The sequence below is a fragment of the Pseudomonas sp. M5 genome, assembly GCF_016907075.1.
In the GTDB taxonomy this organism is placed as follows: Bacteria; Pseudomonadota; Gammaproteobacteria; order Pseudomonadales; family Pseudomonadaceae; genus Aquipseudomonas; species Aquipseudomonas putida_E.
In genome coordinates, this window is record NZ_JAFBBH010000001.1 from 3,448,003 (window position 1) to 3,469,071 (window position 21,069).

A 21,069-nucleotide genomic window follows, 5' to 3' on the forward strand; every position below is an offset into this window, starting at 1 on the left:
ACACTCAAGCCCTGAAGCCTAAGTTTCACGCGAACTTCCGACGGTTGGAGAGCATTGTTCCAAGTATAGTGAAAGTTATTAGTCAAGGCGGTAAGAATTACCGCCTTATACCCACTACCTGAAACTTCGGTTATTAACCACGCGGTGCGTAGGCAAACACATCCGCACGCATGCGGTGCGCATCCATACCGGCCTCGACCAGGGCATCGAGCGTGGCATAAACCATGTTTGGTGAACCACTGGCATAAACATGAACTGTATTGAGGTCTTGCACGTCCTCGCACACAGCCTCGTGCAACATGCCGCAACGGCCTTCCCAGCCACACAGGTCGCTCACCACCTTGTGCAGGAACAGGTTGGGCAGACGCTCCCATTCGTCCCAGTGCTCGATGGCGTAGAAGTCTTCAGGGCGTCGCACGCCCCAGTAGAGGTGCACCGGGTGCTTGAAGCCCTGAGCGCGGCAATGCTCGACCAGGCTGTGCATCTGCCCCATGCCGGTTCCCGCAGCGATGAGCACCAGTGGTCCATCGGGCAGCTCGGCCAGGTGGGTGTCACCGAATGGCATTTCGATGCGGGCGATAGGGTCACGCTGCAGTTGCGCCAAAAGCTGACGGGCGCTGTCTTCGCGGACCAGCACGTGAAGCTCAAGGTCGCGCCCACTGTGGGGGGCAGACGCCAGGGAGAAGGCCGCCGGCTTGCCGCCCTCGCGCTCGATCATCAGATACTGCCCGGCGTGATAGCGCAGTGGCTTGCCAGCCGGCGCGCGCAAGCGCACGCGCCAGACATCGCCACCCACCTCTACGCATTCAATGACGCTGCATGCCAGCTTGCGCACTGGCAGCTCGCCCAGGGCCAGCACACCATCCCAGAGCAGCACGCAGTCCTCCAGCGGTTCGGCGATGCACGTGAACAGCTCACCATGGTCGCGCACCTCACCGTTCTGGCGAACGCGACCTTCGACCAACAATGCGGCGCACACATGGCAATTGCCATTGCGACAGCTGTTCGGGCAGTCATAGCCCAGCCGCCGCGCTCCATCCAGGATCCGTTCCCCGGGTTCGAGCGCCAGCACCGCCCCGGACGGCTGCAACGTTACCTGCATCAATCTATTCCCAACTGGTCCCACAACTCATCGATGCGGCGGGTGACGGCCTCGTCCTTGACGATGACCCGGCCCCATTCGCGTGTAGTCTCGCCCGGCCACTTGTGGGTGGCATCCAGGCCCATCTTCGACCCCAGGCCCGATACCGGCGACGCAAAGTCCAGGTAATCGATCGGCGTGTTGTCGATCATCACCGTATCACGCTTGGGGTCCATGCGCGTGGTGATGGCCCAGATCACGTCATTCCAGTCACGGGCGTTGATGTCGTCGTCGGTTACGATAACGAACTTGGTGTACATGAACTGTCTCAGGAACGACCACACACCCAGCATCACGCGCTTGGCGTGGCCCGGGTACTGCTTCTTCATCGTCACCACCGCCATCCGGTACGAGCACCCTTCCGGCGGCAGGTAGAAGTCGACGATCTCCGGGAACTGCTTTTGCAGGATCGGCACGAACACTTCATTGAGCGCCACGCCGAGGATGGCCGGCTCATCTGGCGGCCGGCCGGTATAGGTGCTGTGGTAGATCGGTTTTTGCCGGTGGGTGATGCGCTCGACGGTGAACACCGGGAAGCTGTCCACTTCGTTGTAGTAGCCGGTGTGGTCACCATAGGGGCCTTCCGGAGCCATCTCCCCCGGGTGGATCACACCTTCAAGGATGATCTCGGCGGTAGCCGGCACCTGCAGGTTGCTGCCTCGGCATTTGACCAACTCGGTGCGGTTGCCACGCAAAAGGCCGGCGAAGGCATATTCGGACAGGGTATCGGGCACCGGCGTGACGGCGCCGAGGATGGTTGCCGGGTCGGCACCCAGGGCAACGGCGACAGGGAACGGTTGGCCGGGGTTCTTCTCACACCATTCGCGATAATCCAGGGCACCGCCGCGGTGGCTCAACCAGCGCATGATGACTTTGTTGCGGCCGATGACCTGCTGGCGATAAATGCCCAGGTTCTGGCGGTCCTTGTTCGGGCCGCGGGTCACGGTAAGGCCCCAGGTGATCAGCGGCGCCACGTCGCCCGGCCAGCAGTGCTGGATCGGCAGCTGGCCAAGGTCGACATCATCACCCTCGACCACCACCTCCTGGCAAACAGCATCCTTGACCACCTTCGGCGCCATGGACACGACCTTCTTAAAGATCGGCAGTTTCGACCAGGCATCCTTGAGGCCTTTCGGCGGCTCCGGCTCCTTGAGGAAGGCCAGCAGCTTGCCGATCTCGCGCAGCTCCTCGACCGACTCGGCGCCCATGCCCATGGCCACCCGCTGCGGGGTGCCGAACAGGTTGCCGAGCACCGGAATGTCGAAGCCCGTGGGCTTTTCGAACAACAACGCCGGGCCCTTTGCACGCAGGGTGCGGTCACACACCTCGGTCATTTCCAGGACGGGGGAGATCGGGACCTGGATGCGCTTGAGTTCACCGCGCTGTTCCAGGCCACGAATGAAGTCGCGCAAGTCGCGATACTGCATGCATGAGCCTCGTGTTGGCCGTATCGGTCGGGGTGCAGAGTGTAGCGCCGTTCAGCGCTCAATGGCCAAAAATGACTTGGGGCCGCTCCGCGCCCCATCGCCGGCAAGACGGCTCCCACAAGGATCGCAGAGGACCTGTAAGAGCCGGCTTGCCGGCGATGGGCTGCGAAGCAGCCCCAATCACTGCCAGCCTGAAACGCTTACTTGCGCTTCATCGACAGGAAGAACTCGTCGTTGGTCTTGGTCTGCTTGAGCTTGTCGACCAAAAACTCGATGGCGGCGATCTCGTCCATCGGGTGCAGCAGCTTGCGCAGGATCCACATGCGCTGCAGTTCGTCATCAGCAGTCAGCAGCTCTTCACGGCGGGTGCCCGAGCGGTTGATGTTGATGGCCGGGAACACACGCTTCTCGGCGATGCGACGGTCCAGGGGCAGTTCCATGTTGCCGGTACCCTTGAACTCTTCGTAGATCACTTCGTCCATCTTCGAGCCGGTTTCTACCAGCGCGGTGGCGATGATGGTCAGCGAACCGCCTTCCTCGATGTTACGCGCAGCGCCGAAGAAACGCTTCGGCTTCTCCAGGGCGTGGGCATCGACACCACCGGTCAGCACCTTGCCGGAGCTCGGGATCACGGTGTTGTAGGCACGCGCCAGACGGGTGATGGAGTCCAGCAGGATGACCACATCCTTCTTGTGCTCGACCAGGCGCTTGGCCTTCTCGATGACCATTTCGGCAACTTGCACGTGGCGGGTTGGCGGCTCATCGAAGGTGGAGGCAACCACTTCACCGCGCACGGTGCGCTGCATTTCGGTCACTTCTTCCGGGCGCTCGTCGATCAGCAGAACGATCAGGTGGCACTCGGGGTTGTTACGGGTGATGTTGGCCGCGATGTTCTGCAGCATGATCGTTTTACCCGCTTTCGGCGGGGCGACGATCAGGCCACGCTGGCCCTTGCCGATCGGCGCGCACAGGTCGATGACGCGGCCGGTCAGGTCTTCGGTGGAACCGTTGCCGGCTTCCATCTTCAGGCGCTTGTTCGGGAACAGCGGCGTCAGGTTTTCGAAGAGGATCTTGTTCTTCGCGTTTTCCGGGCGATCGAAGTTGATCGTGTCGACCTTGAGCAGCGCGAAGTAACGCTCCCCTTCCTTCGGCGGGCGGATCTTGCCGACGATGGTATCGCCGGTACGCAGGTTGAAGCGGCGGATCTGGCTGGGCGAGACGTAGATGTCGTCAGGGCCGGCCAGATAGGACGCATCAGCCGAACGCAGGAAACCGAAACCATCCTGGAGAATCTCCAGCACGCCGTCACCTGAGATCTCTTCGCCGCTTTTCGCGTGCTTTTTCAGCAGGGCGAAAATCACGTCCTGTTTGCGCGAACGGGCCATGTTTTCGATGCCCATCTGTTCGGCCATTTCCAGCAGATCGGTAATCGGCTTTTGCTTGAGTTCAGTCAGGTTCATAAGGGGAATGACGTAATCATGTATGAAGGGAGGATTAAGCTTCTGGCTTAATGAAGCCGCGCCGCTAGAAGGCGATAGGATCGCGCACAGATTCTAATTAGGAGTGCGTCGGCGACGGCGTGCAGGGGGCACTGGAGAAACAGTGCGAGGCCGAATGTAACACTTGCTTTTTTCGACGTCTAGTGGGTTGGAAAAGAAAAGCCCCGGAATTTCCGGGGCTTTTTCACATCACAGGTGGGCGTCGAGGAACGCGGCCAGCTGGGATTTGGACAAGGCGCCGACCTTGGTGGCCTCGACGTTGCCGTTCTTGAACAGCATCAGCGTCGGGATGCCACGCACGCCGTGCTTGGCCGGGGTTTCCTGGTTGTCGTCGATGTTCAGCTTGGCGACGGTCAGTTTACCCTCGTAGGTGGTGGCGATGTCGTCCAGCACCGGAGCGATCATCTTGCATGGGCCGCACCATTCAGCCCAGTAGTCGACCAGCACCGGGCCTTGGGCTTGCAGGACTTCGGCCTCAAAGGTGGCGTCGGTGACGTGTTTGATAAGATCGCTGCTCATGGATATCTCCAGGGTCGTAAGCAAAAAACGTGGCCCATCATAGCCGCACCCACGCGCTACAGGAAGTCGCGGACGATTGAGTGTCACTATAGTTGTGCAAGACGCCACGAATCGAAACTGTCACAGAAGTGTCATAGCATCGACTGGCACATTGCCTTGCATCAAGCCCTGGCGAGTCGCGCGTTGGCGACAGCCTGCTAACGTGGCACGATTGCCGGGTTACCGACCGAGACTACTCAGATCATGCCGCATACCTTAGCGAAGAACCTGTCCCTGATTGCCGCCATCGACCTGGGCTCCAACAGTTTCCACATGGTCGTGGCCAAGGCTCACCATACCGAGATCCGCATCCTGGAGCGGCTCGGGGAAAAGGTTCAGCTCGCCGCTGGCATCGACGAAGCACGCATGCTCAGCGAAGAAGCCATGGTCCGGGGCCTGGAATGCCTGAAGCGCTTTGCCCAGCTGATCAACGGCATGCCTGCGGGGGCCGTGCGCATCGTTGGCACCAACGCCCTGCGCGAGGCGCGCAACCGCAACGAATTCATCCAGCGTGCCGAAGTGATCCTCGGCCACCCCGTGGAAGTGATCTCCGGCCGCGAAGAAGCGCGCCTGATCTACCTGGGCGTGTCCCACACCCTGGCCGACACCCCTGGTAAACGCCTGGTCGCCGATATCGGCGGTGGCAGCACCGAGTTCATCATCGGCCAGCGCTTTGAGCCGCTGCTGCGTGAAAGCCTGCAGATGGGCTGCGTCAGCTTCACCCAGCGCTATTTCCGCGATGGCAAGATCACCCCGGCCCGCTACGCCCAGGCCTACACTGCCGCGCGCCTGGAGCTGATGAGCATCGAGAATGCCCTGCACCGCCTGACCTGGGATGAAGCGATAGGCTCCTCCGGGACCATCCGTGCCATCGGCGCCGCAATCAAGGCCGCTGGCCTGGGCAATGGCGAGGTCAACGCCGACGGTCTGGCCTGGGTCAAACGTAAGCTGTTCAAGCTGGGCGAGACCGACAAGATCGACTTCGACGGGGTCAAACCCGACCGCCGCGCCATCTTCCCGGCCGGCATGGCGATTCTCGAGGCGATTTTCGACGCGCTGGAACTGCAACGCATGGACCATTGCGATGGCGCGCTGCGTGAAGGTGTGCTGTTCGACCTGCTTGGCCGCCACCACCACGAAGACGTGCGCGAACGCACCCTGAACTCGTTGATGGAGCGCTACCACGTCGATCAGGGCCAGGCTGCGCGCGTCGAGCGCAAGGCGCTGCACGCCTTTGACCAAGTGGCCAAGGCATGGGGCCTTGAAGAGGGTAACTGGCGCGATCTACTGGGCTGGGCAGCCAAAATTCACGAAATTGGCCTGGACATTGCCCATTACCACTACCACAAGCATGGTGCCTACCTGATCGAGCACTCCGACCTGTCGGGCTTCTCGCGTGAAGACCAGCAGATGATGGCGCTGCTGGTACGTGGCCACCGCCGCAACATCCCCAAGGACAAGTTCGCCGAACTGGGCGATGAAGGCGTGAAACTGCTGCGCCTGTGCGTACTGCTGCGCTTCGCCATTCTGTTCCACCACATCCGTGGCACCCAACAGATGCCCAAGGTGCAACTGCAGGCCGCAGACAATAGCCTCGACGTGGCCTTCCCGGCCGGCTGGCTGGAGCAGAACCAGCTGACCCAGGCCGACTTCGCCAACGAGGCGGAGTGGCTGGCCCGGGTCAACTTCGTCCTCAGCGTACGTTAAGTACCGGGTTGCTCAGGCGCTCCAGCAGGGTCGCCTGGGCACTGCGCGGGTTCTGGTTGCCGGTCGGGCTGCTGCGCACATAGCGCCCGTCGGGCTGCAGCGTCCAGGCATGGGTGTTGTCGGTCAGGTAGCCTTCCAGCTCCTTCTTCACCCGCAGCAACAGCTTCTTGCCCTCCACCGGGAAGCAGGTCTCGACACGCTTGTCGAGGTTGCGCTCCATCCAGTCGGCGCTGGACAGGTAGATCTGCTCTTCGCCGCCGTTGAGGAAGTAGAACACCCGGGTATGCTCCAGGAAGCGGCCGATGATCGAGCGCACCTGGATATTGTGCGAAACCCCCGGGATGCCTGGGCGCAAGCAGCACATGCCACGCACCACCAGGTCGATCTTCACGCCCGACTGGCTGGCCTTGTACAGGGCCTTGATGACCTTGGCATCGGTCAGCGAGTTGAACTTGGCGATGATGTGCGCGGGTTTGCCTTCCAGGGCGAACTGGGTTTCCCGGGCAATCATGTCGAGCATGCCCTTTTTCAGGGTGAACGGCGCGTGCAGCAGTTTTTTCATGCGCAGGGTCTTGCCCATGCCGATCAACTGGCTGAACAGCTTGCCGACGTCCTCGGTAAGGGCATCGTCGGAGGTCAGCAGGCTGTAGTCGGTGTACAGGCGAGCATTACCGGCGTGGTAGTTACCGGTGCCCAGGTGGGCGTAGCGGACGATCTCGCCCTGCTCGCGGCGCAGGATCAGCATCATCTTGGCATGGGTCTTGAAGCCAACCACGCCATAGATCACCACGGCGCCGGCGGCTTGCAGACGGCTGGCCATCTGCAGGTTGGACTCTTCGTCAAAGCGCGCGCGCAACTCGATCACCGCGGTGACTTCCTTGCCGTTTCGTGCTGCATCCACCAGCGCATCGACAATTTCCGAGTTGGCGCCGGAGCGGTACAGCGTCTGACGAACGGCGAGCACGTGCGGGTCCTTGGCGGCCTGGCGCAGCAGGTCGACCACGGGGGTGAATGACTCGAACGGGTGCATCAGCAGGATGTCCTGCTTGCTGATGACACTGAAGATGTTGTCGGCGTTGACCAGCAGCTTGGGGATCGCCGGGGTGAACGGCGTGTACTGCAGCTCCGGGTGGCTGTCCAGGCCGGTGATGCTGAACAGGCGGGTCAGGTTGACTGGGCCGTTGACCTGGTACAACTCGCTCTCGCTCAGGCTGAACTGCTTGAGCAGGTAGTCGGACAGGTGCTTGGGGCAGGTGTCGGCCACTTCCAGGCGCACGGCATCGCCGTATCGGCGCGAGAACAGCTCACCGCGCAGGGCGCGCGCCAGGTCGTCGACTTCTTCCGAATCCAGCGCCAGGTCGGCGTTACGGGTCAGGCGGAACTGGTAGCAACCCTTGACCTTCATGCCCTGGAACAGGTCGTCGGCATGGGCGTGGATCATCGAGGACAGGAACACGTAGTTGTCCCCAGGGCCACCGACCTCTTCCGGCACACGGATGACCCGCGGCAGCAGGCGCGGTGCCGGGATGATCGCCAGGCCCGAATCACGACCGAAGGCATCGACCCCTTCGAGTTCGACGATGAAGTTAAGGCTCTTGTTCACCAGCAACGGGAACGGGTGCGTCGGGTCGAGGCCGATCGGGGTGATGATCGGCGCAATCTCGTCACGGAAGTAGCGGCGCACCCAGGTCTTGAGCTTGGGCGTCCAGTAACGGCGGCGGATGAAGCGGATCGCGTGCTTTTCCAGTTCCGGCAGCAGCACGTCATTGAGGATGGCGTACTGGCGCTCCACTTCGGTGTGCACCAGCTCGCTGATGCGCGCCAGCGCCTGATGCGGCTGCAGGCCGTCGGCACCGGCCTGTTCACGAGCAAAGTTGATCTGCTTCTTCAAGCCCGCCACGCGGATCTCGAAGAACTCATCGAGGTTGCTGGAGAAGATCAGCAGGAATTTCAGGCGCTCGAGCAGCGGGTAGGACTCATCCAGCGCCTGCTCCAGCACGCGGATGTTGAACTGCAGCTGCGACAGCTCGCGATGAATGTACAGGCTGCTGTCGTCCAGGCTCGGGATGGCGATGGCCGGCGCGGGGGCAGCATGCACGGGCGCGGGGGGTGCGGCCTCTACTGCAGGCTCCGGGGCCTCTGGCAGATCCGGCGGGGTCTGCACCATCTCTTCGGGGACCGCCTGGGCGTCCTTGATCGCGACAGGGGTTAGCACTTCATTATTCATCTGGCGTTCCTGGAGGACGTTAACGCCCTATCATCAATTGAGCGGGACGATAAGCGGCCATTATGACGTCTGTGTTACATCTATAGGCAAGCCCGCGACTTGTGGCTGAAGCCATTGTCCTTGTACGAATTGTTCACGTCGAGACACATCTGGACACTTTCACGAACGCGCGTGAAGGGGTAGGCTGCGCGTTCATTTCGCCAGCACCTCAGAAAATGCTTCAACAATTCCTGCAGGATTTCGGCTATTTTGCCCTTTTTCTAGGCACCTTCTTTGAAGGCGAGACCATCCTGGTGCTTGCAGGATTCCTTGCGTTCCGCGGGTACATGGACATCAGCCTGGTGGTGATCGTGGCGTTCTTCGGCAGCTATGCCGGCGACCAGCTGTGGTACTTCATGGGCCGCCGCCACGGGCGCAAGATCCTGGCGCGCAAGCCGCGCTGGCAGGCCATGGGCGACCGGGCGCTGGAACATATCCGCCGCCACCCCGACATCTGGGTACTGAGCTTCCGCTTCGTCTATGGCCTGCGCACGGTCATGCCCGTGGCTATCGGCCTGTCCGGCTACCCACCCCGCCGTTATCTGCTGCTCAACGGCATCGGCGCAGCCGTCTGGGCCTTGGCCCTGGGCGCAGCCGCGTACCACTTCGGCGCCATTCTTGAAGGCATGCTGGGCAACGTGAAGAAGTACGAGCTATGGGTGCTCGGTGGCCTGCTGCTGCTCGGCGCCCTGCTGTGGCTGCGGCGGCGTTTTCGCACCTTGCGCGCCGAGCGCAAGGCCGCGGCACAGGCCCAGGCCGCCGAGGCTGAGCAGGCTGTAAAGCGCGAGCAGGGCCCAGACCAAGGGCGTAACAACCCCTAAGCCCAGAGCGCCAGCCAGATACAGCGCAGGCACATTCAACAACAGGCGCGCCAGCTCCAGGCGCCCTGCCCACGGCCGGTTTTCCAGGGCCGCGCCCAGGGCGAACAACCCCAGCGCCATCACCGACCAGCCAAGCACCAGGGCCGCCGTCGGCACCTGCTCTGCAACACCCATCAGGTAGCTGCCCAATGCCACGTAAACGGCGAACTGCAGCACCACATAAACCTGCTGCGCCCGCCCCAGGGCAACCTCGAACTTACGGAACAGCGCCAGGTTCTGCTTGGCCTGTGGATAACGCGCGGCCACATCCGCCGGCCGCCAGCCAGTGGGCATGAACCAGATACGCAGTTTGTCCCACAGGCTATCGGTGCGCCGGGCATCGTCCCAGAGCTGGGCATAGAACTGCAGGTTGGCCCACAACGGGTTCCAGCTGGCCAACGGCGTGGTCACGCCAAACACCACCGGCTCGGCCGGGTCTTCTTCCTTGAAGGTGCCAAACAGACGGTCCCAAAGAATGAACACACCGCCGTAGTTGCGATCCAAGTAAACAGTATTTTGCGCATGGTGGACGCGATGGTTGGACGGTGTGATCAGTATCCATTCGAGCCAGCCCAACTTGGGAATGTGCCGGGTGTGCACCCAGAACTGGTACAGCAGGTTGAGCGACGCCACGGTAATGAATACCCATGGCGGCACGCCGACCAGCGCCAGCGGCAGGTAGAAGATCCACGAAAAGAGGAAGCCGCTACTGGTCTGGCGCAACGCGGTGGTGAGGTTGTACTCCTCGCTCTGGTGATGCACCGAATGGGCTGCCCACAGCACATTGCGCTCATGCCCCAAGCGGTGCAGCCAGTAATAGCAGAAGTCGTACAGCACGAACGCCAGCAACCAGACCCAGACGGCGTGGCCCGGCAGGTGCAGCAGCGCCAGATGCTCCCACGCCAGTGCATAGGTCACCAGCCCTGCCCCCTTGGTCAGCAGCCCGGTACTGGTGGACAGCACGCCGGTGCTCAGGCTGTTGATCGAATCGGCCACGGTGAAATTGCGCTGGCCGCGCACACGGTCGGCGACCAATTCAACCGCGATCAGCACGAAAAAGAACGGTACGGCCAGCAGAATCAAGTCCATGGACAGCTGCCTCGAAGGGTATCCACACAGATTAGGATGCACCCATGGCAACCCCTATGGCCACATCTGCCAAACTAGAGGACATTTAGCGCCTCGACACTGGAGTAATGAGCATGACGAAAAAAGTAGCGGTGATTCTTTCCGGCTGTGGCGTCTACGATGGCGCCGAAATCCATGAAAGCGTGATCACCCTGCTGCGCCTCGACCAGCGCGGCGCACAGGTGCAGTGCTTCGCGCCGAACATCGCGCAGATGCACGTGATCAACCACCTCACCGGTGAGCAGATGCCTGAGTCGCGCAATGTGCTGGTGGAATCGGCGCGCATCGCCCGCGGCGAGGTCAAGGACATCAGCGAGGCCAGGGCCGAGGACTTCGATGCGCTGATCGTGCCGGGTGGTTTCGGGGCGGCGAAGAACCTGTCCGACTTTGCCGTCGAAGGTAGCGATTGCACGGTCAACCCGCAGGTACTGGCCTTGGCCGAGGCCTTTGCCGAAGCTTGCAAGCCGGTTGGCCTGATGTGCATTTCACCGGCACTGGCGGCCAAGATCTACGGCCCTGGCGTGGTTTGCACCATCGGGAACGATGCCGATACTGCTGCTGCGGTGACCAAGATGGGTGGCACCCATGAAGAGTGCGATGTGCATGACATTGTCGAGGACACCCAGCGCAAGCTGGTGACCACGCCGGCGTACATGGTGGCCAAGTCGATCAGCGAGGCGGCTGGCGGCATTTACAAGCTGGTGGATCGCGTGCTGGAAATGACCCACGAGGCTGACTGATCAGCCCTTGGCCAAGCGGGCCAGAATACGGTCCAGCGCATTGGCGAACGCCTGCTTTTCGCGTTCGCCATAAGGCCCCTGCCCTCCGCCGGCCTGGCCCTGCTCGCGCAACTCGGTAAACAGGTTGCGCACTGCCAGCCGGTCGCCCATGTTGCGCTCGTCGAATTCACGGCCGCGTGGGTCCAGCGCCGCTACCCCCTTCTTGATCAGGCGGTCGGCCAGCGGCACGTCGCTGCAGATGACCAGCTCACCTGGCACGGCGTGCTCGACCAGGTAATCATCGGCGGCATCCATGCCGCTGGGTACCACGATCAGCCGCACAACGGCGAAGGCCGGTTTGGCCACGGCCTGCCCGGCCACCATGACCACCTCGAGCTTGCGCTTGAGGGCGAATTTGACGATCAGGTCCTTGGCTGCCTTGGGGCAGGCGTCGGCGTCGATCCATATGCGCATTGCGTTTTCCTCTTGAACCAGGAGGGGCTTTGCCCGATGCCGTTCAGTTGAGCGATTTGGGGCCGCTTTGCGGCCCATCGCCGGCAAGCCAGCTCCCACAGGTATCGCGCAGCTCTTGAGCTCTGCGCTGTACCTGTGGGAGCTGGCTTGCCGGCGATGGGCTGCGTAGCAGCCCCGAAACGGCCATGTTACTCGTCCCGGCGAAAGAAACACGCAATGGCACATCTATTTCAACGGCCCTGTGCAGTTGCAGAAGCAGCAATCGCAACAAATGGAGCCTGCGCAGCCTCAGTGAGCCTCGTTCATCCCCCGCTCCAGATCATCGATCAATGCCTTGGCCATCTCGCTGAGAATCCGCGCCGCGCTGCCAGCGATGCGGTCGTTTTCCATTTCTGCTTCTGTGGTGAGGTGGCGGATGCAGCCGAGCAGTACGGAAAGCTGCGAGAACGCATGATCGAACGGAACATCAGGCCTGAGGCTGAACAGGTCGAAGGTTTCTACGCCTGCCGTTGATGCTTGGTTGAGGCCCTCGCTCATTGTGATGCTCCTTGCGCACCGGCGTGCTCGTTCAGCGCATTGATCATCCGGCACAGCAGGCGGATGTTCATGCCCATGGCGTCACGCACAGGGCCTTGCGGGCTGTCGAGCAGCACGCTGGAGGTCTGTTTGATGGTCAGGGTCAAAGCGCAGATGAGTGCGTTGCACTCTTGGGTGTTGGGCGGTTCCGGGAGCGAGATGGCGGGAGGGTCGAGCAGAAGCAGGGCGGATGGAGGTGGGTCTGGGACGAGCTTTTTCATGGCGGATCTCCGTATGTTGGGCTGACCTGCCTTCCTCCTCGTCTCACGGATTTGGGTGGCAGTCGTGCACGGGGTGAGACCCGGGACATACGGTAACCCCGGCCAGACCGAAGCCTGCCCGCGCACGACCGCCATGGAGCGGCGCTACCGAATGTGAACCGGGTGTCTCACGCCCGATCGCCTTGCGAGGCGACCCGAGGACATTATTCCCGGAGCGCTTGCCAGCCAAGACGGCACCTTCCGATAGGCGTCGTAGGATAAGTCGCCAGAGTGAAAGAACAGAAGCATTTGGTTTCAGGTTCAGAAATGTCTTACGGCTTGCGACTGCTGCGAGGGCTTCGCCCTCGATCGCCGGCAAGCCGGCTCCCACAAGTACAGTGCAGACCTCAAGAACTGCGCGTTCCCTGTGGGCTTGCCGGCGATTGGCCACCCCGCGGAAACAGCAGGTACCAATTGCGTCCAACCTGATAAAACCGTCGCTACTAGCCTCACAGGCAAACCATAGGAGGCAGGGAACATGGATCGTCCCCATTCAAATCAGCTAAGGCTTGGCCGGTTCTCAGAAAGGCATCGGTTGTACCTTCTCACCAGCACCACATTGCACAGGGCCCCTGTACTGGGTGGGTTTCACTCGGCCCGCTTGTTGGTCAGCCAGCTACGCCAGGCCGAGGCAGAAGGTGCGGCGCGGTCTTTAGCCTGGGTGGTAATGCCTGATCATTTCCACTGGTTGATCGAGCTGGGGCCGGTGAGCCTGAAAACGTTGATGCGCCGGGTGAAGTCGCACAGCACCTGTGCCATCAACCGCCATCTCGGGCGATATGGGAGGCTTTGGCAGAAGGGGTTTCATGACCGGGCGTTGCGGCGAGAAGAAGACGTGCAGGCTGTGGCGCGGTACATCGTCTTGAACCCTAAGCGCGCAGGTCTGGTTGAGCGGGTGGGGGATTATCCGCATTGGGACGCGATCTGGGTTTGACTGCCATGGCCACATCGCCTGCCCCGTGTCACCGTGGCAGATCGAGCAGTTGTGTGCATACAACGAAGCACCACGGGCGGGGTCCGGGGTAATCACCGGCGCCTGACGGACTTCGTAGGCCACGGCCAGGCGCGCGCCCAACTGGCCGTCACGCACGGTCGGCGGATAGTCGGCACCGATATAGTCGAGCAAACCCTAAAAATCATAATTTTCCTTGTAGCGTGAGAAACATTTGCCTAATGATGCCGAAGTGAGGATTTCCGCAATGAAGGCTGTCGGCTACTCACGTTTAAACCGAGTGTCTCACGCCCGATCGCCTTGCAAGGTGACCTGAGCACAGTATTCCGGGAACACTTTCCAGCCAAAACGACACCTTCCGACAGACGCCGTAGGATAATTCGACTGAAGCATTTGGTTTTATATTCGGAAATTTCTTACGACTGCAGGGTTGGCAATATGCCGCGTACGCTACGCATGCCCTCCCACCTGGCGAATAATCACGGTTTTACCCTCCACCTCAAAGTGAACACGGGTACCGCCATTGAGGCGGAACTGATAAATCCCTAAATCTTTCCTATAAAGTTTGTAGTCTACATCACCTAAAGGCAATACAGCTTCCCAAGGCGGCAGCCCCTTATTGTGAATCGAATTTTGAAATTCATCGAATTTCTGCTGCTCAACTTTAGTCAGTACTTTCAAATTTTTTCTCACGTCCGCCTTGTTTAGTTTCCAGCCTTGGTTTTCTTCTGAGAATGCGTTTGAAAATACAGAGCTTGGTGAGCTGTACCGTTCACCCAATGGAGGGCTCCCTCCTGACAAGGGGGAGGGGGAGGATAATAATGACGAGCTGGAGGCAGTCGAAATAGATCGGTTCATCGCAGGCTTCCTCGAAGCGCGGGTCTTCTGCGAATTGGGAGACACAATCAATGAGTGAGGCCTTTTCATGTGTGCCGGCAATACTCCCTTAGTAGGCATATGCCCGGTCGGGTCACTGAAATTGACAGGATCACCGGAGACATACGCATAGCCATTCAACCCACCCTCGCCAAATGGGCTCAAGCTGTCAGTACTTTGAAAGCGCATCAGCACAGGGTTGTACAGACGATAGCCCAAACCTAGAAAATAGTGCCCTGTCACAGCGTCCCGTGTTTCTCCATTGAAACCGGGCAACCCTGGGAGATCGGCGCTTTCCTGCTTGGAGCCGTAAGGTGGGTAGGCAAAACTTTGTGCTTCGCCGCTTACCGAAGCCATGAGCACAGAGTCTTTGGCGTCCATCGTAAGCACTACGGTTTGCAGTGCGTTGTCGTCACAACGCAACTGCGCTAACAGTAAGCCCCTCGCCCGCAACACCGTTCGCGTTGACTGGCCCTCCACCTGTGTCACAAGCCGGTCTTGCGCGTAAAAAAACTGGGTACAGGACAGTTCTCGACCCTGCGTGTTCTGGCTCATGGTGGTTTGACCTCGTATCGGGCCCAGACCATGCTGATGCAGTTCGTGGCAGCTCGCTACTGGCAAAAGTGACAGGTATCGCCACGACCCTGTTCCGCCCTCACTGCTTCACCGCAGCGCCCTTCCACCCACCGCCCAACGCCAGGAACACACCGATCTGCCCCATCGCCACCTGGCTATTGGCCGCCGCCAGCTGCGCGCGCATGTCCGTGTAGGTCCGTGTCGCCTGCAAGTCCGCCAGGAATGACTCACGCCCCGCCTGGTAATAGCGGTGCGTCTGGTCCGCCGCTTCTTTTGCCGACTTCTCCGCCTCGGCCAGCGCATCACGCCGGTCGAGCAAGGCGCTGTACTGGGCCAGGCGGGTCTGGGTTTCGCGAATGGCGTTGAGCACCACGCCGTCGAAATGCGCCAGCGCCGCCTGGGTCGAAGCCTCAGCCATGCGAATGCGGGCACGGGTGCCGTTGGTGGGGATGTTCCAGCTGATCTGCGGGCCGAAGCCCCAGCGGTTGGTCGCAGGCTCACCCAGGTTCTCGAGAATACCGATGGTACCAACCTGGGCGCCGATGCTGATGTCGGGATACAGGGCGCCCGTGGCCACGCCGATATTCGCTGTAGATGCCGCCAACTGGCGTTCGGCCTGGCGCACGTCGGGGCGGCGCTTGAGCAGCGCGGCGCCATCACCGACCGGCAACAGCTGGTTCAGGTGTGGCAGCTCGGCACACTCGGCAGTGCCGGCAGGCAGTTGCTCCACAGGCTTGGCCAGCAGCGCGGCCAAGGTATACAGGCCGGTTTCACGCTCGGCCTTGAAGCGCGGCAACTCTGCGCGCAGCGATTTGAACTGGGTCTGCGAGCGAGTGACCTGGGTTTCGTCACCCCGGCCAGCATCACGCAGGCGCTGGTTGAGCTGCACGCTCTGCTGCTGCAAGCCGAGCGACTCGCGGGCGATGTGGTATTCCTCGTTGGCCGAACACACCTGGGTGTAGGCCTTGACCACATCGGCCACCAACGTGATGCGGGCGGTATCGGCAGCGGCCTGCACAGCGTCGGCATTGGCTTTGGCCGCTTCGGTGCCACGCTTGAAGGTACCCCAGAGGTCAAACTGGTAGGAAGCGCTGATGATCGCATCACCGATGTTGGCCACTGGCACCTTCTCGGTCAGCAAAAATGCCTCGCCAGACTCCTGCAACCGCTGGGCTCCGGCTTTGATGCCACCGTTGAATCCACCCTGGGACTGGGCTACCTCGACCTGCGCACGGGCCTTGGCAATGTTGGCCGCAGCCACGCGCAGTTCGGTGTTGGCACTCAACGCCTGGCGCACCAGCTCATTGAGGCGTTGATCCTGATACAGCTGCCACCAGTCCTCGGGTACCGGCGCCGACACGACGCTGGCAGCATCCTGGCGCAGCGGCCCACTGAGGTCGCTGCGCTGCACTGCCGCGTCCTTGGGCACTTCATAGTCCGGGCCTACCATCATGCAGGCCCCAAGAGACAGGCAAAAGCCAGCCAGGATCAGCTGTTTCATGGGCGCGGGCCCTCGATGATCGAGACCGTGGCGGTACGCCCGGCGATCATGCGGAAGTCTTGCGGCACTTCATCGAAGGCGATGCGCACCGGGATCCGCTGGGCCAGGCGCACCCAGCTGAACGCCGGGTTGACGTTGGGCAGCAGGTTGCTGCCGCTGCTGCGGTCGCGGTCCTCGATACCGGCGGCAAAGCTCTGCACGTGACCACGCAGGCGCGTGTTGTCGCCCATTACGCGGATGTCCACGGCATCGCCAATATGGATGCCGCCCAATTTGGTCTCTTCAAAGTAGCCGTCGACGTGATACGAAGCACTGTCGACGACCGAAAGTACGGGGCGGCCAGCCGTGACGAACTCGTGGTTACGCGGCGCGCGGTCGTTGAGGTAGCCGTCCACCGGGCTGCGCACCACCGAACGGTCCAGGTTGAGCTGGGCGGTGTCGACCGCCACTTGGGCCTCGCTCACCGCCGAACGGGCACGGGCCTCGCGGGATTGGCTTTCTTCCAGTTGCTCGGCCGCCACCAGGTTGCCCAGCTTGCGGTTGCGCTGCGCTTCGCGAGAGGCCTGGGCCAGGGTTTCCTGGCGTTCGCCAAGGGTCGCCTTGGCCTGGCGCAGCGCCAGGGTGAAGCGCTCCTGGTCGATGGTGAACAGCACGTCGCCGCGCTTGACGGTCTGGTTGTCACGCACTTCGACTTTCTGGATCAGCCCGGAAACATCCGGGGCGATCTGGATCACGTCGGCGCGGATGTGGCCGTCGCGGGTCCAGGGGGCGAACATGTAGTACACCACCATCTGCCACACGAGCACGGCGGCGAAGGTCACTACCAGCAAGGTCAGGACCACACGGCCCAGGGTCAGCAAAGGTTTTTTCATGGCAGCATCAGGCTTCGGCAAAAATGGTCCACCGCGCCAAGCAGCACGGCATACAAAGCAACGTTGAACAACGCCCGGTGCCAGACCAGGCGGTAGAAGTGCAGGCGCACCAGCACCGCGTGCACCCCGAGAAACAGCAGGTAGGTGCAGACCATCATCACCAGCAGCGTGGGCAGGAACACCCCGCTGATATCCAGTTCACCGATCACAGGGGCGCTCCGTCGAGCCCGGGGGGCAGTTGCGGTTGTTCGGCAGGCTCGAGCATCACCTCGACACCCGGCAGCAATGCCAGGCGCAGGCCGCTCAGGGCATGCAGCAGGTGCGTGCGGGCATCGCCACGTTCGTACAGTTCATCCAGGTTCAGCGCCAGGCGTGCCCGCTCCATGTTGCGCAGCAGCGCCGCAGGGGCATGCAGGCGCTGACCGGCACGCAGGCAGGCAGCGTAGTGGCCGCCCACTTCCTCGATCACCGTTTGCAGGCGCTCGCGGGCCTGGGTGCCTGCACGCGGCAGGTAGGCCAGCAGGTCGAGCAGGTTCAGGCCCACGCGCAGGTCGCGCAGGGCTGCGCCACTGTCCTGGCCGGTCTGCGACAGGCGCGGCAGGTGCTGCATCAGGCGGTCGAGCATCTGCACGCCGAGCTGGCGACGTTCGGCCAGGGTCGCCGGGGCAGTCATCTCGACGATGTCCCGCCAGGCGAAGCGAGTCATGCGTTTGGCGGCCAGTTCCACACCGAACGGGCGCATCACCAGGGTCCAGATGAATGAGAACAGAAGCCCTGCAGGGCCTGCCAGGTTGGAGTTGAGGAAGGTGAAGAAATCGGCGTCGTAGGCGCCCTGGATACTGATGAAGGTCGAGGTGTTGACGATGGTCAGCAAGGTGCCCAGGTAGAAGCGTGGCTGCACGGTCAGGGTGCCGACGCAGATGAACGGCACCGCGAAGGCCAGCACCAGCATCGGGAAATCGTGCAGGTTGGGCAGCACCAGGAACAGGTACAGGCTGGAGAAGATGACCGACATCAACGTCCAGAAAAAGAACCGGTAGATCTGCGGTGCCGGGTCGTCCATGGCGGCGAAGAAGCTGCACGACACGGCGGCGAGGATCACCGCGCTGGCGCCGTCGTTCCAGCCCAGGCCGATCCACAGGCCGCAGGCGACGATGATTGCCAGCACGGTGGAAACCACCGAATAAAGCATCAAGCCACGGTCGAAGAACGGTGTCAGGCGGCCCAGGCGCCAGTGGCGGTAGACCGCGCGCCAGGGCTTGGGGTCATCCGTGCGCAAGGCGTGCTGCAAGGTACAGCAGTCCTGCCACAGGTCGGCCCATTCGGTCAGCCGATAAAGCGCATTGGACAGCAACAGTTCGGCGCGCTGGTCGAGGGCGGCGGCGCCGGGCTGCAGGCGGTCGATCTGTTCGTGCAGGGCAGTCCAGCGAGCTACCGAGGCGCTTTGTGCTGTGCCCTCGAGCCATTCGCGGGCGGCGGCGAGTACCGGTTGCAGCTGGGCGAACTGCGCCGGGGCGCGGCCTTCAAGCGCCACCAAGGCGTCGTCAAGGGCGTCGATCACCGGCAGCAGATGGATCATGCGCCCGCGCAGCTCGCGGGCGTTCTTCAAGGTATGCGGGCCTGCACCCTCGTGGCCGAGCTGGCCAATCATCAACTCCAGCGAGTTGAAGGTGGCAACCATGGCACCACGCATGCCGCCCACTTTGTCCGCAGCAACATCACGGGCGAGGTAGGTATCGCTGTAGCGGATCGCTTCGCTGAACCAGCTTCCGGTCGCGCCAACCACCACGGGCGCCAGGCGTCGTGGCCAGAAAATCGCGCCGACCACGGCTGCGCAGACAATCCCCAGGCAGATTTCCTGGGCACGTGAAGAAGCAACGTCGAACACTGCCAGCGGGTTGTCGACCACCGCCAGGGCGATCATTGGCAGCGTATAGCCGGCCAGCATCAGCACGTAGTTGTTCGCGGTGCGCAGGTTCAGCGAGAGGTACAGCAATGTGCCAGTCCACAGGGCGATCGCGACGGTCAGCAACAACGGCGACTGCACCAGCGGCGGCACCAGGAAGATTGCCCCGCCAGCGCCGAGCAGCGTGCCAAGGGCCCGATACAGGGCCTTGGAGCTGGTAGGCCCAACGAATGGGCTGGAAACGATGTAGACGGTTGCCATCGCCCAGTAGGGGCGCGGCAGCTGCATGAGCAGTGCGATGTACAGCGCGATCATCGACGCGGCAAAGGTACGCACACCATAGAACCAGTCGCGGGCCGGCGGTACCGAACTGAAGAAACCGTTCATGCCACCCCGCCAGTGCTTCCAAGGCCTGCTGCCTCGAAGGCGCGGAGCACGCGCAAGGCGGCATGCAGGTCGGCCTCATCGATGCCCTGCAGCACTTCGTGGCGTACGCGCACCAGTTCGGCTTCGATGGCTTCGGCCAAGGCACGGCCCTCGGCTGTCAGGCTCAGGGCCTTGGCACGGCGGTCCAGCGGATCCTCGCTGCGGCATACCAGGCCAGCCTTGCACAGCTGGTCAAGCAGGCGCACAAGCGACGGGCTTTCCAGGCCAGCGGCCTGAGCCACGGCTACCTGGTGCACGCCATCGCCCAGGCGCACGATCATCAGCAAGGGTGCGGCGCAGGCTTCGGAAATGCCGTAGCTGGTCAGGGCCGTATGGCAAATGCGCCGCCAATGGCGGGCGGCAACGACCATGCCGGTGCTGACTTGCAGGCGCAGTGAGTCAAGCGTCATGTAAAGAACCAAGGATATTCATAGTTTGCTAACTATCAATATACGCCTGGCCCTCCCCCTGTCGTCAACCGGGGGCGACGGGGGGAATACATGAATTGTTGTTCATTGAGGCTGAACCTGGTCCTCCAACTTCATCGCCAGCGCCAACGTGCTGCCCATCTGCACTGCCCGATCCCGCCAATCCAGATAGCGCGCCGCATCGCAACGGCTGAAATGCACTGCCAGCTCCTCGGCCGCCTGCATGACCCCGGTCGCTGCCGCCAGCTCCAGCCAGTACAGCCCGGCCTTGATATCAGCGTCCACACTCAGGCCATGCAACAAACGGTAGCCCACCTCGAAGCGGCAACGCACCTCGCCCCGTTCGGCCCCACGAAGAAACCACTGGTAAGCCTGAGCCAGATCGACCTGCCAGCCCAGTTGCGCATCGCAGACTTCTTCCTCGTACAAATCGCCGAGTGCGGCGGCTGCATCGAGCATGCCCCGGTCAAAGGCATGGCGATAGCACTCTGCGGCCTGGACGTAGGAAACCTCCACACCCTTGCCGAAGTAGTGCTGCTGCCCCAGGTTGAACCAGGCTGCGGCATTGCCCTGCATGGCCGCCATGCGCAGCAGGTGCCCGGCCAGCACGGTGTCGGCACGCCAGTACTTGCCATTGAGCCAGACCCAGCCCAGGTCATTGAGCGCCGCCACATGGCCGGCCAGCGCTTGATGGCGCAGGTCGGCATACACCGCTTGCAGGTCCGCCGCTTCGTCCAGGCGGTTGACCAGCAGCGCCCGCTGGCTGGGCAACCCCACCCCGGCGAACAGCCGCTGCCGCCTGCCAGCGGGGGTCGGCGCGGGAATGACCTGCTCAGGCAGAAGACGGGCGAGCAGCGAGTGGATATTGCTGACAGCTGACATGTTCATCCTCATTGAACGACCCACAGGCCTTACTG

General features: G+C 62.0%; 19 protein-coding genes and 1 pseudogene. 4 read left to right on the forward strand and 16 right to left on the reverse strand.

All coding sequences use genetic code 11. The annotated features are described in order from the left end of the window. Nucleotides 1-133: 133 nt before the first annotated feature. From JOE27_RS15805 to trxA, 4 genes are all read right to left on the reverse strand, one after another. A complete protein-coding gene (locus tag JOE27_RS15805; RefSeq protein ID WP_046788191.1) occupies nucleotides 134-1,102 on the reverse strand; it encodes a CDP-6-deoxy-delta-3,4-glucoseen reductase in 969 nt (322 codons plus the stop codon). Next, the gene (gene ubiD, locus JOE27_RS15810; protein WP_046788190.1) at nucleotides 1,102-2,568 is read right to left on the reverse strand and encodes a 4-hydroxy-3-polyprenylbenzoate decarboxylase; all 1,467 of its coding nucleotides are present in this window, start codon (nucleotides 2,566-2,568) and stop codon (nucleotides 1,102-1,104) included. The genes JOE27_RS15805 and ubiD overlap by 1 nt, the downstream gene beginning before the upstream one ends. Before the next feature lie 200 nt (nucleotides 2,569-2,768). Further along, nucleotides 2,769-4,028 (reverse strand): transcription termination factor Rho, encoded by a 1,260-nt coding sequence (gene rho / locus JOE27_RS15815; RefSeq protein ID WP_003253661.1) that lies wholly within the window; start codon nucleotides 4,026-4,028, stop codon nucleotides 2,769-2,771. 228 nt (nucleotides 4,029-4,256) lie between these two features. After that, complete coding sequence (gene trxA / locus JOE27_RS15820; protein ID WP_012316792.1) at nucleotides 4,257-4,586, reverse strand: thioredoxin TrxA; 330 nt, start codon at nucleotides 4,584-4,586, stop codon at nucleotides 4,257-4,259. 243 nt (nucleotides 4,587-4,829) lie between these two features. On the opposite strand from trxA, the gene ppx reads away from it, so the two are divergent. After that, nucleotides 4,830-6,332, forward strand: coding sequence for an exopolyphosphatase (gene ppx / locus JOE27_RS15825; RefSeq protein ID WP_046788189.1), 1,503 nt, complete (start codon nucleotides 4,830-4,832; stop codon nucleotides 6,330-6,332). Here ppx and ppk1 read toward each other — a convergent pair. Continuing rightward, entirely contained in the window at nucleotides 6,319-8,559 is a 2,241-nt protein-coding gene (gene ppk1 / locus JOE27_RS15830; RefSeq protein ID WP_204919189.1) for a polyphosphate kinase 1, read from the reverse strand. The genes ppx and ppk1 overlap by 14 nt on opposite strands. A gap of 215 nt (nucleotides 8,560-8,774) precedes the next feature. Here ppk1 and JOE27_RS15835 point away from each other — a divergent pair, with 215 nt between their 5' ends. Then, entirely contained in the window at nucleotides 8,775-9,419 is a 645-nt protein-coding gene (locus JOE27_RS15835) for a DedA family protein (RefSeq protein ID WP_080952215.1), read from the forward strand. Between the two features lie 501 nt (nucleotides 9,420-9,920). On the opposite strand, the pseudogene JOE27_RS24885 reads toward JOE27_RS15835, so the two are convergent. Continuing rightward, nucleotides 9,921-10,547, reverse strand: a pseudogene (locus JOE27_RS24885) (sterol desaturase family protein); the annotation flags it as partial. A gap of 113 nt (nucleotides 10,548-10,660) precedes the next feature. Here JOE27_RS24885 and elbB point away from each other — a divergent pair. Next, entirely contained in the window at nucleotides 10,661-11,326 is a 666-nt protein-coding gene (elbB, locus tag JOE27_RS15845) for an isoprenoid biosynthesis glyoxalase ElbB (protein ID WP_115273149.1), read from the forward strand. Here elbB and JOE27_RS15850 read toward each other — a convergent pair whose 3' ends face one another. The 3 genes from JOE27_RS15850 to JOE27_RS15860 form a co-directional block, all read right to left on the reverse strand. Then, complete coding sequence (locus JOE27_RS15850; protein ID WP_012316798.1) at nucleotides 11,327-11,779, reverse strand: YaiI/YqxD family protein; 453 nt, start codon at nucleotides 11,777-11,779, stop codon at nucleotides 11,327-11,329. It lies immediately after the preceding gene. 288 nt (nucleotides 11,780-12,067) lie between these two features. Beyond that, on the reverse strand, nucleotides 12,068-12,316 hold the full coding sequence (locus tag JOE27_RS15855) for a DUF3077 domain-containing protein (RefSeq protein WP_115273150.1): 249 nt from the start codon (nucleotides 12,314-12,316) through the stop codon (nucleotides 12,068-12,070). After that, nucleotides 12,313-12,576, reverse strand: coding sequence for a hypothetical protein (locus tag JOE27_RS15860; protein ID WP_012316800.1), 264 nt, complete (start codon nucleotides 12,574-12,576; stop codon nucleotides 12,313-12,315). The genes JOE27_RS15855 and JOE27_RS15860 overlap by 4 nt, the downstream gene beginning before the upstream one ends. 517 nt (nucleotides 12,577-13,093) lie before the next feature. Between JOE27_RS15860 and JOE27_RS15865 the strand changes: the two genes are divergently transcribed. After that, the gene (locus tag JOE27_RS15865) at nucleotides 13,094-13,549 is read left to right on the forward strand and encodes a transposase (RefSeq protein ID WP_115273151.1); all 456 of its coding nucleotides are present in this window, start codon (nucleotides 13,094-13,096) and stop codon (nucleotides 13,547-13,549) included. Nucleotides 13,550-14,017: 468 nt separating this feature from the next. On the opposite strand, the gene JOE27_RS15870 is transcribed toward JOE27_RS15865, so the two are convergent. The 7 genes from JOE27_RS15870 to JOE27_RS15900 all read right to left on the reverse strand — a co-directional run bounded on the left by JOE27_RS15870 (nucleotide 14,018) and on the right by JOE27_RS15900 (nucleotide 21,034). Further along, complete coding sequence (locus JOE27_RS15870; RefSeq protein ID WP_115273152.1) at nucleotides 14,018-14,998, reverse strand: RHS repeat-associated core domain-containing protein; 981 nt, start codon at nucleotides 14,996-14,998, stop codon at nucleotides 14,018-14,020. Between the two features lie 100 nt (nucleotides 14,999-15,098). Beyond that, the gene (locus tag JOE27_RS15875; RefSeq protein WP_204919192.1) at nucleotides 15,099-16,520 is read right to left on the reverse strand and encodes an efflux transporter outer membrane subunit; all 1,422 of its coding nucleotides are present in this window, start codon (nucleotides 16,518-16,520) and stop codon (nucleotides 15,099-15,101) included. After that, complete coding sequence (locus tag JOE27_RS15880) at nucleotides 16,517-17,392, reverse strand: HlyD family secretion protein (protein ID WP_119687961.1); 876 nt, start codon at nucleotides 17,390-17,392, stop codon at nucleotides 16,517-16,519. Before JOE27_RS15880 ends, JOE27_RS15875 begins: the two co-directional genes overlap by 4 nt. Then, nucleotides 17,389-17,601 carry a DUF1656 domain-containing protein gene (locus tag JOE27_RS15885; RefSeq protein ID WP_008096887.1) on the reverse strand — a complete coding sequence of 71 codons (213 nt, stop codon included), beginning with the start codon at nucleotides 17,599-17,601 and terminating at the stop codon, nucleotides 17,389-17,391. Before JOE27_RS15885 ends, JOE27_RS15880 begins: the two co-directional genes overlap by 4 nt. Then, complete coding sequence (locus JOE27_RS15890; protein ID WP_204919194.1) at nucleotides 17,598-19,685, reverse strand: FUSC family protein; 2,088 nt, start codon at nucleotides 19,683-19,685, stop codon at nucleotides 17,598-17,600. The genes JOE27_RS15885 and JOE27_RS15890 overlap by 4 nt, the downstream gene beginning before the upstream one ends. Continuing rightward, on the reverse strand, nucleotides 19,682-20,134 hold the full coding sequence (locus JOE27_RS15895; RefSeq protein ID WP_046788346.1) for a MarR family transcriptional regulator: 453 nt from the start codon (nucleotides 20,132-20,134) through the stop codon (nucleotides 19,682-19,684). The genes JOE27_RS15890 and JOE27_RS15895 overlap by 4 nt, the downstream gene beginning before the upstream one ends. A 102-nt stretch (nucleotides 20,135-20,236) precedes the next feature. After that, entirely contained in the window at nucleotides 20,237-21,034 is a 798-nt protein-coding gene (locus tag JOE27_RS15900) for a tetratricopeptide repeat protein (protein WP_046788345.1), read from the reverse strand. Nucleotides 21,035-21,069 lie beyond the last annotated feature (35 nt).

Coding starts and splice junctions, on each gene's coding strand:
- JOE27_RS15805 (WP_046788191.1), bottom strand. CDS start 1,102: ATGCAGGTAACGTTGCAGCCGTCCGGGGCGGTGCTGGCGCTCGAACCC.
- ubiD (WP_046788190.1), bottom strand. CDS start 2,568: ATGCAGTATCGCGACTTGCGCGACTTCATTCGTGGCCTGGAACAGCGC.
- rho (WP_003253661.1), bottom strand. CDS start 4,028: ATGAACCTGACTGAACTCAAGCAAAAGCCGATTACCGATCTGCTGGAA.
- trxA (WP_012316792.1), bottom strand. CDS start 4,586: ATGAGCAGCGATCTTATCAAACACGTCACCGACGCCACCTTTGAGGCC.
- ppx (WP_046788189.1), top strand. CDS start 4,830: ATGCCGCATACCTTAGCGAAGAACCTGTCCCTGATTGCCGCCATCGAC.
- ppk1 (WP_204919189.1), bottom strand. CDS start 8,559: ATGAATAATGAAGTGCTAACCCCTGTCGCGATCAAGGACGCCCAGGCG.
- JOE27_RS15835 (WP_080952215.1), top strand. CDS start 8,775: ATGCTTCAACAATTCCTGCAGGATTTCGGCTATTTTGCCCTTTTTCTA.
- elbB (WP_115273149.1), top strand. CDS start 10,661: ATGACGAAAAAAGTAGCGGTGATTCTTTCCGGCTGTGGCGTCTACGAT.
- JOE27_RS15850 (WP_012316798.1), bottom strand. CDS start 11,779: ATGCGCATATGGATCGACGCCGACGCCTGCCCCAAGGCAGCCAAGGAC.
- JOE27_RS15855 (WP_115273150.1), bottom strand. CDS start 12,316: ATGAGCGAGGGCCTCAACCAAGCATCAACGGCAGGCGTAGAAACCTTC.
- JOE27_RS15860 (WP_012316800.1), bottom strand. CDS start 12,576: ATGAAAAAGCTCGTCCCAGACCCACCTCCATCCGCCCTGCTTCTGCTC.
- JOE27_RS15865 (WP_115273151.1), top strand. CDS start 13,094: ATGGATCGTCCCCATTCAAATCAGCTAAGGCTTGGCCGGTTCTCAGAA.
- JOE27_RS15870 (WP_115273152.1), bottom strand. CDS start 14,998: ATGAGCCAGAACACGCAGGGTCGAGAACTGTCCTGTACCCAGTTTTTT.
- JOE27_RS15875 (WP_204919192.1), bottom strand. CDS start 16,520: ATGAAACAGCTGATCCTGGCTGGCTTTTGCCTGTCTCTTGGGGCCTGC.
- JOE27_RS15880 (WP_119687961.1), bottom strand. CDS start 17,392: ATGAAAAAACCTTTGCTGACCCTGGGCCGTGTGGTCCTGACCTTGCTG.
- JOE27_RS15890 (WP_204919194.1), bottom strand. CDS start 19,685: ATGAACGGTTTCTTCAGTTCGGTACCGCCGGCCCGCGACTGGTTCTAT.
- JOE27_RS15895 (WP_046788346.1), bottom strand. CDS start 20,134: ATGACGCTTGACTCACTGCGCCTGCAAGTCAGCACCGGCATGGTCGTT.
- JOE27_RS15900 (WP_046788345.1), bottom strand. CDS start 21,034: ATGTCAGCTGTCAGCAATATCCACTCGCTGCTCGCCCGTCTTCTGCCT.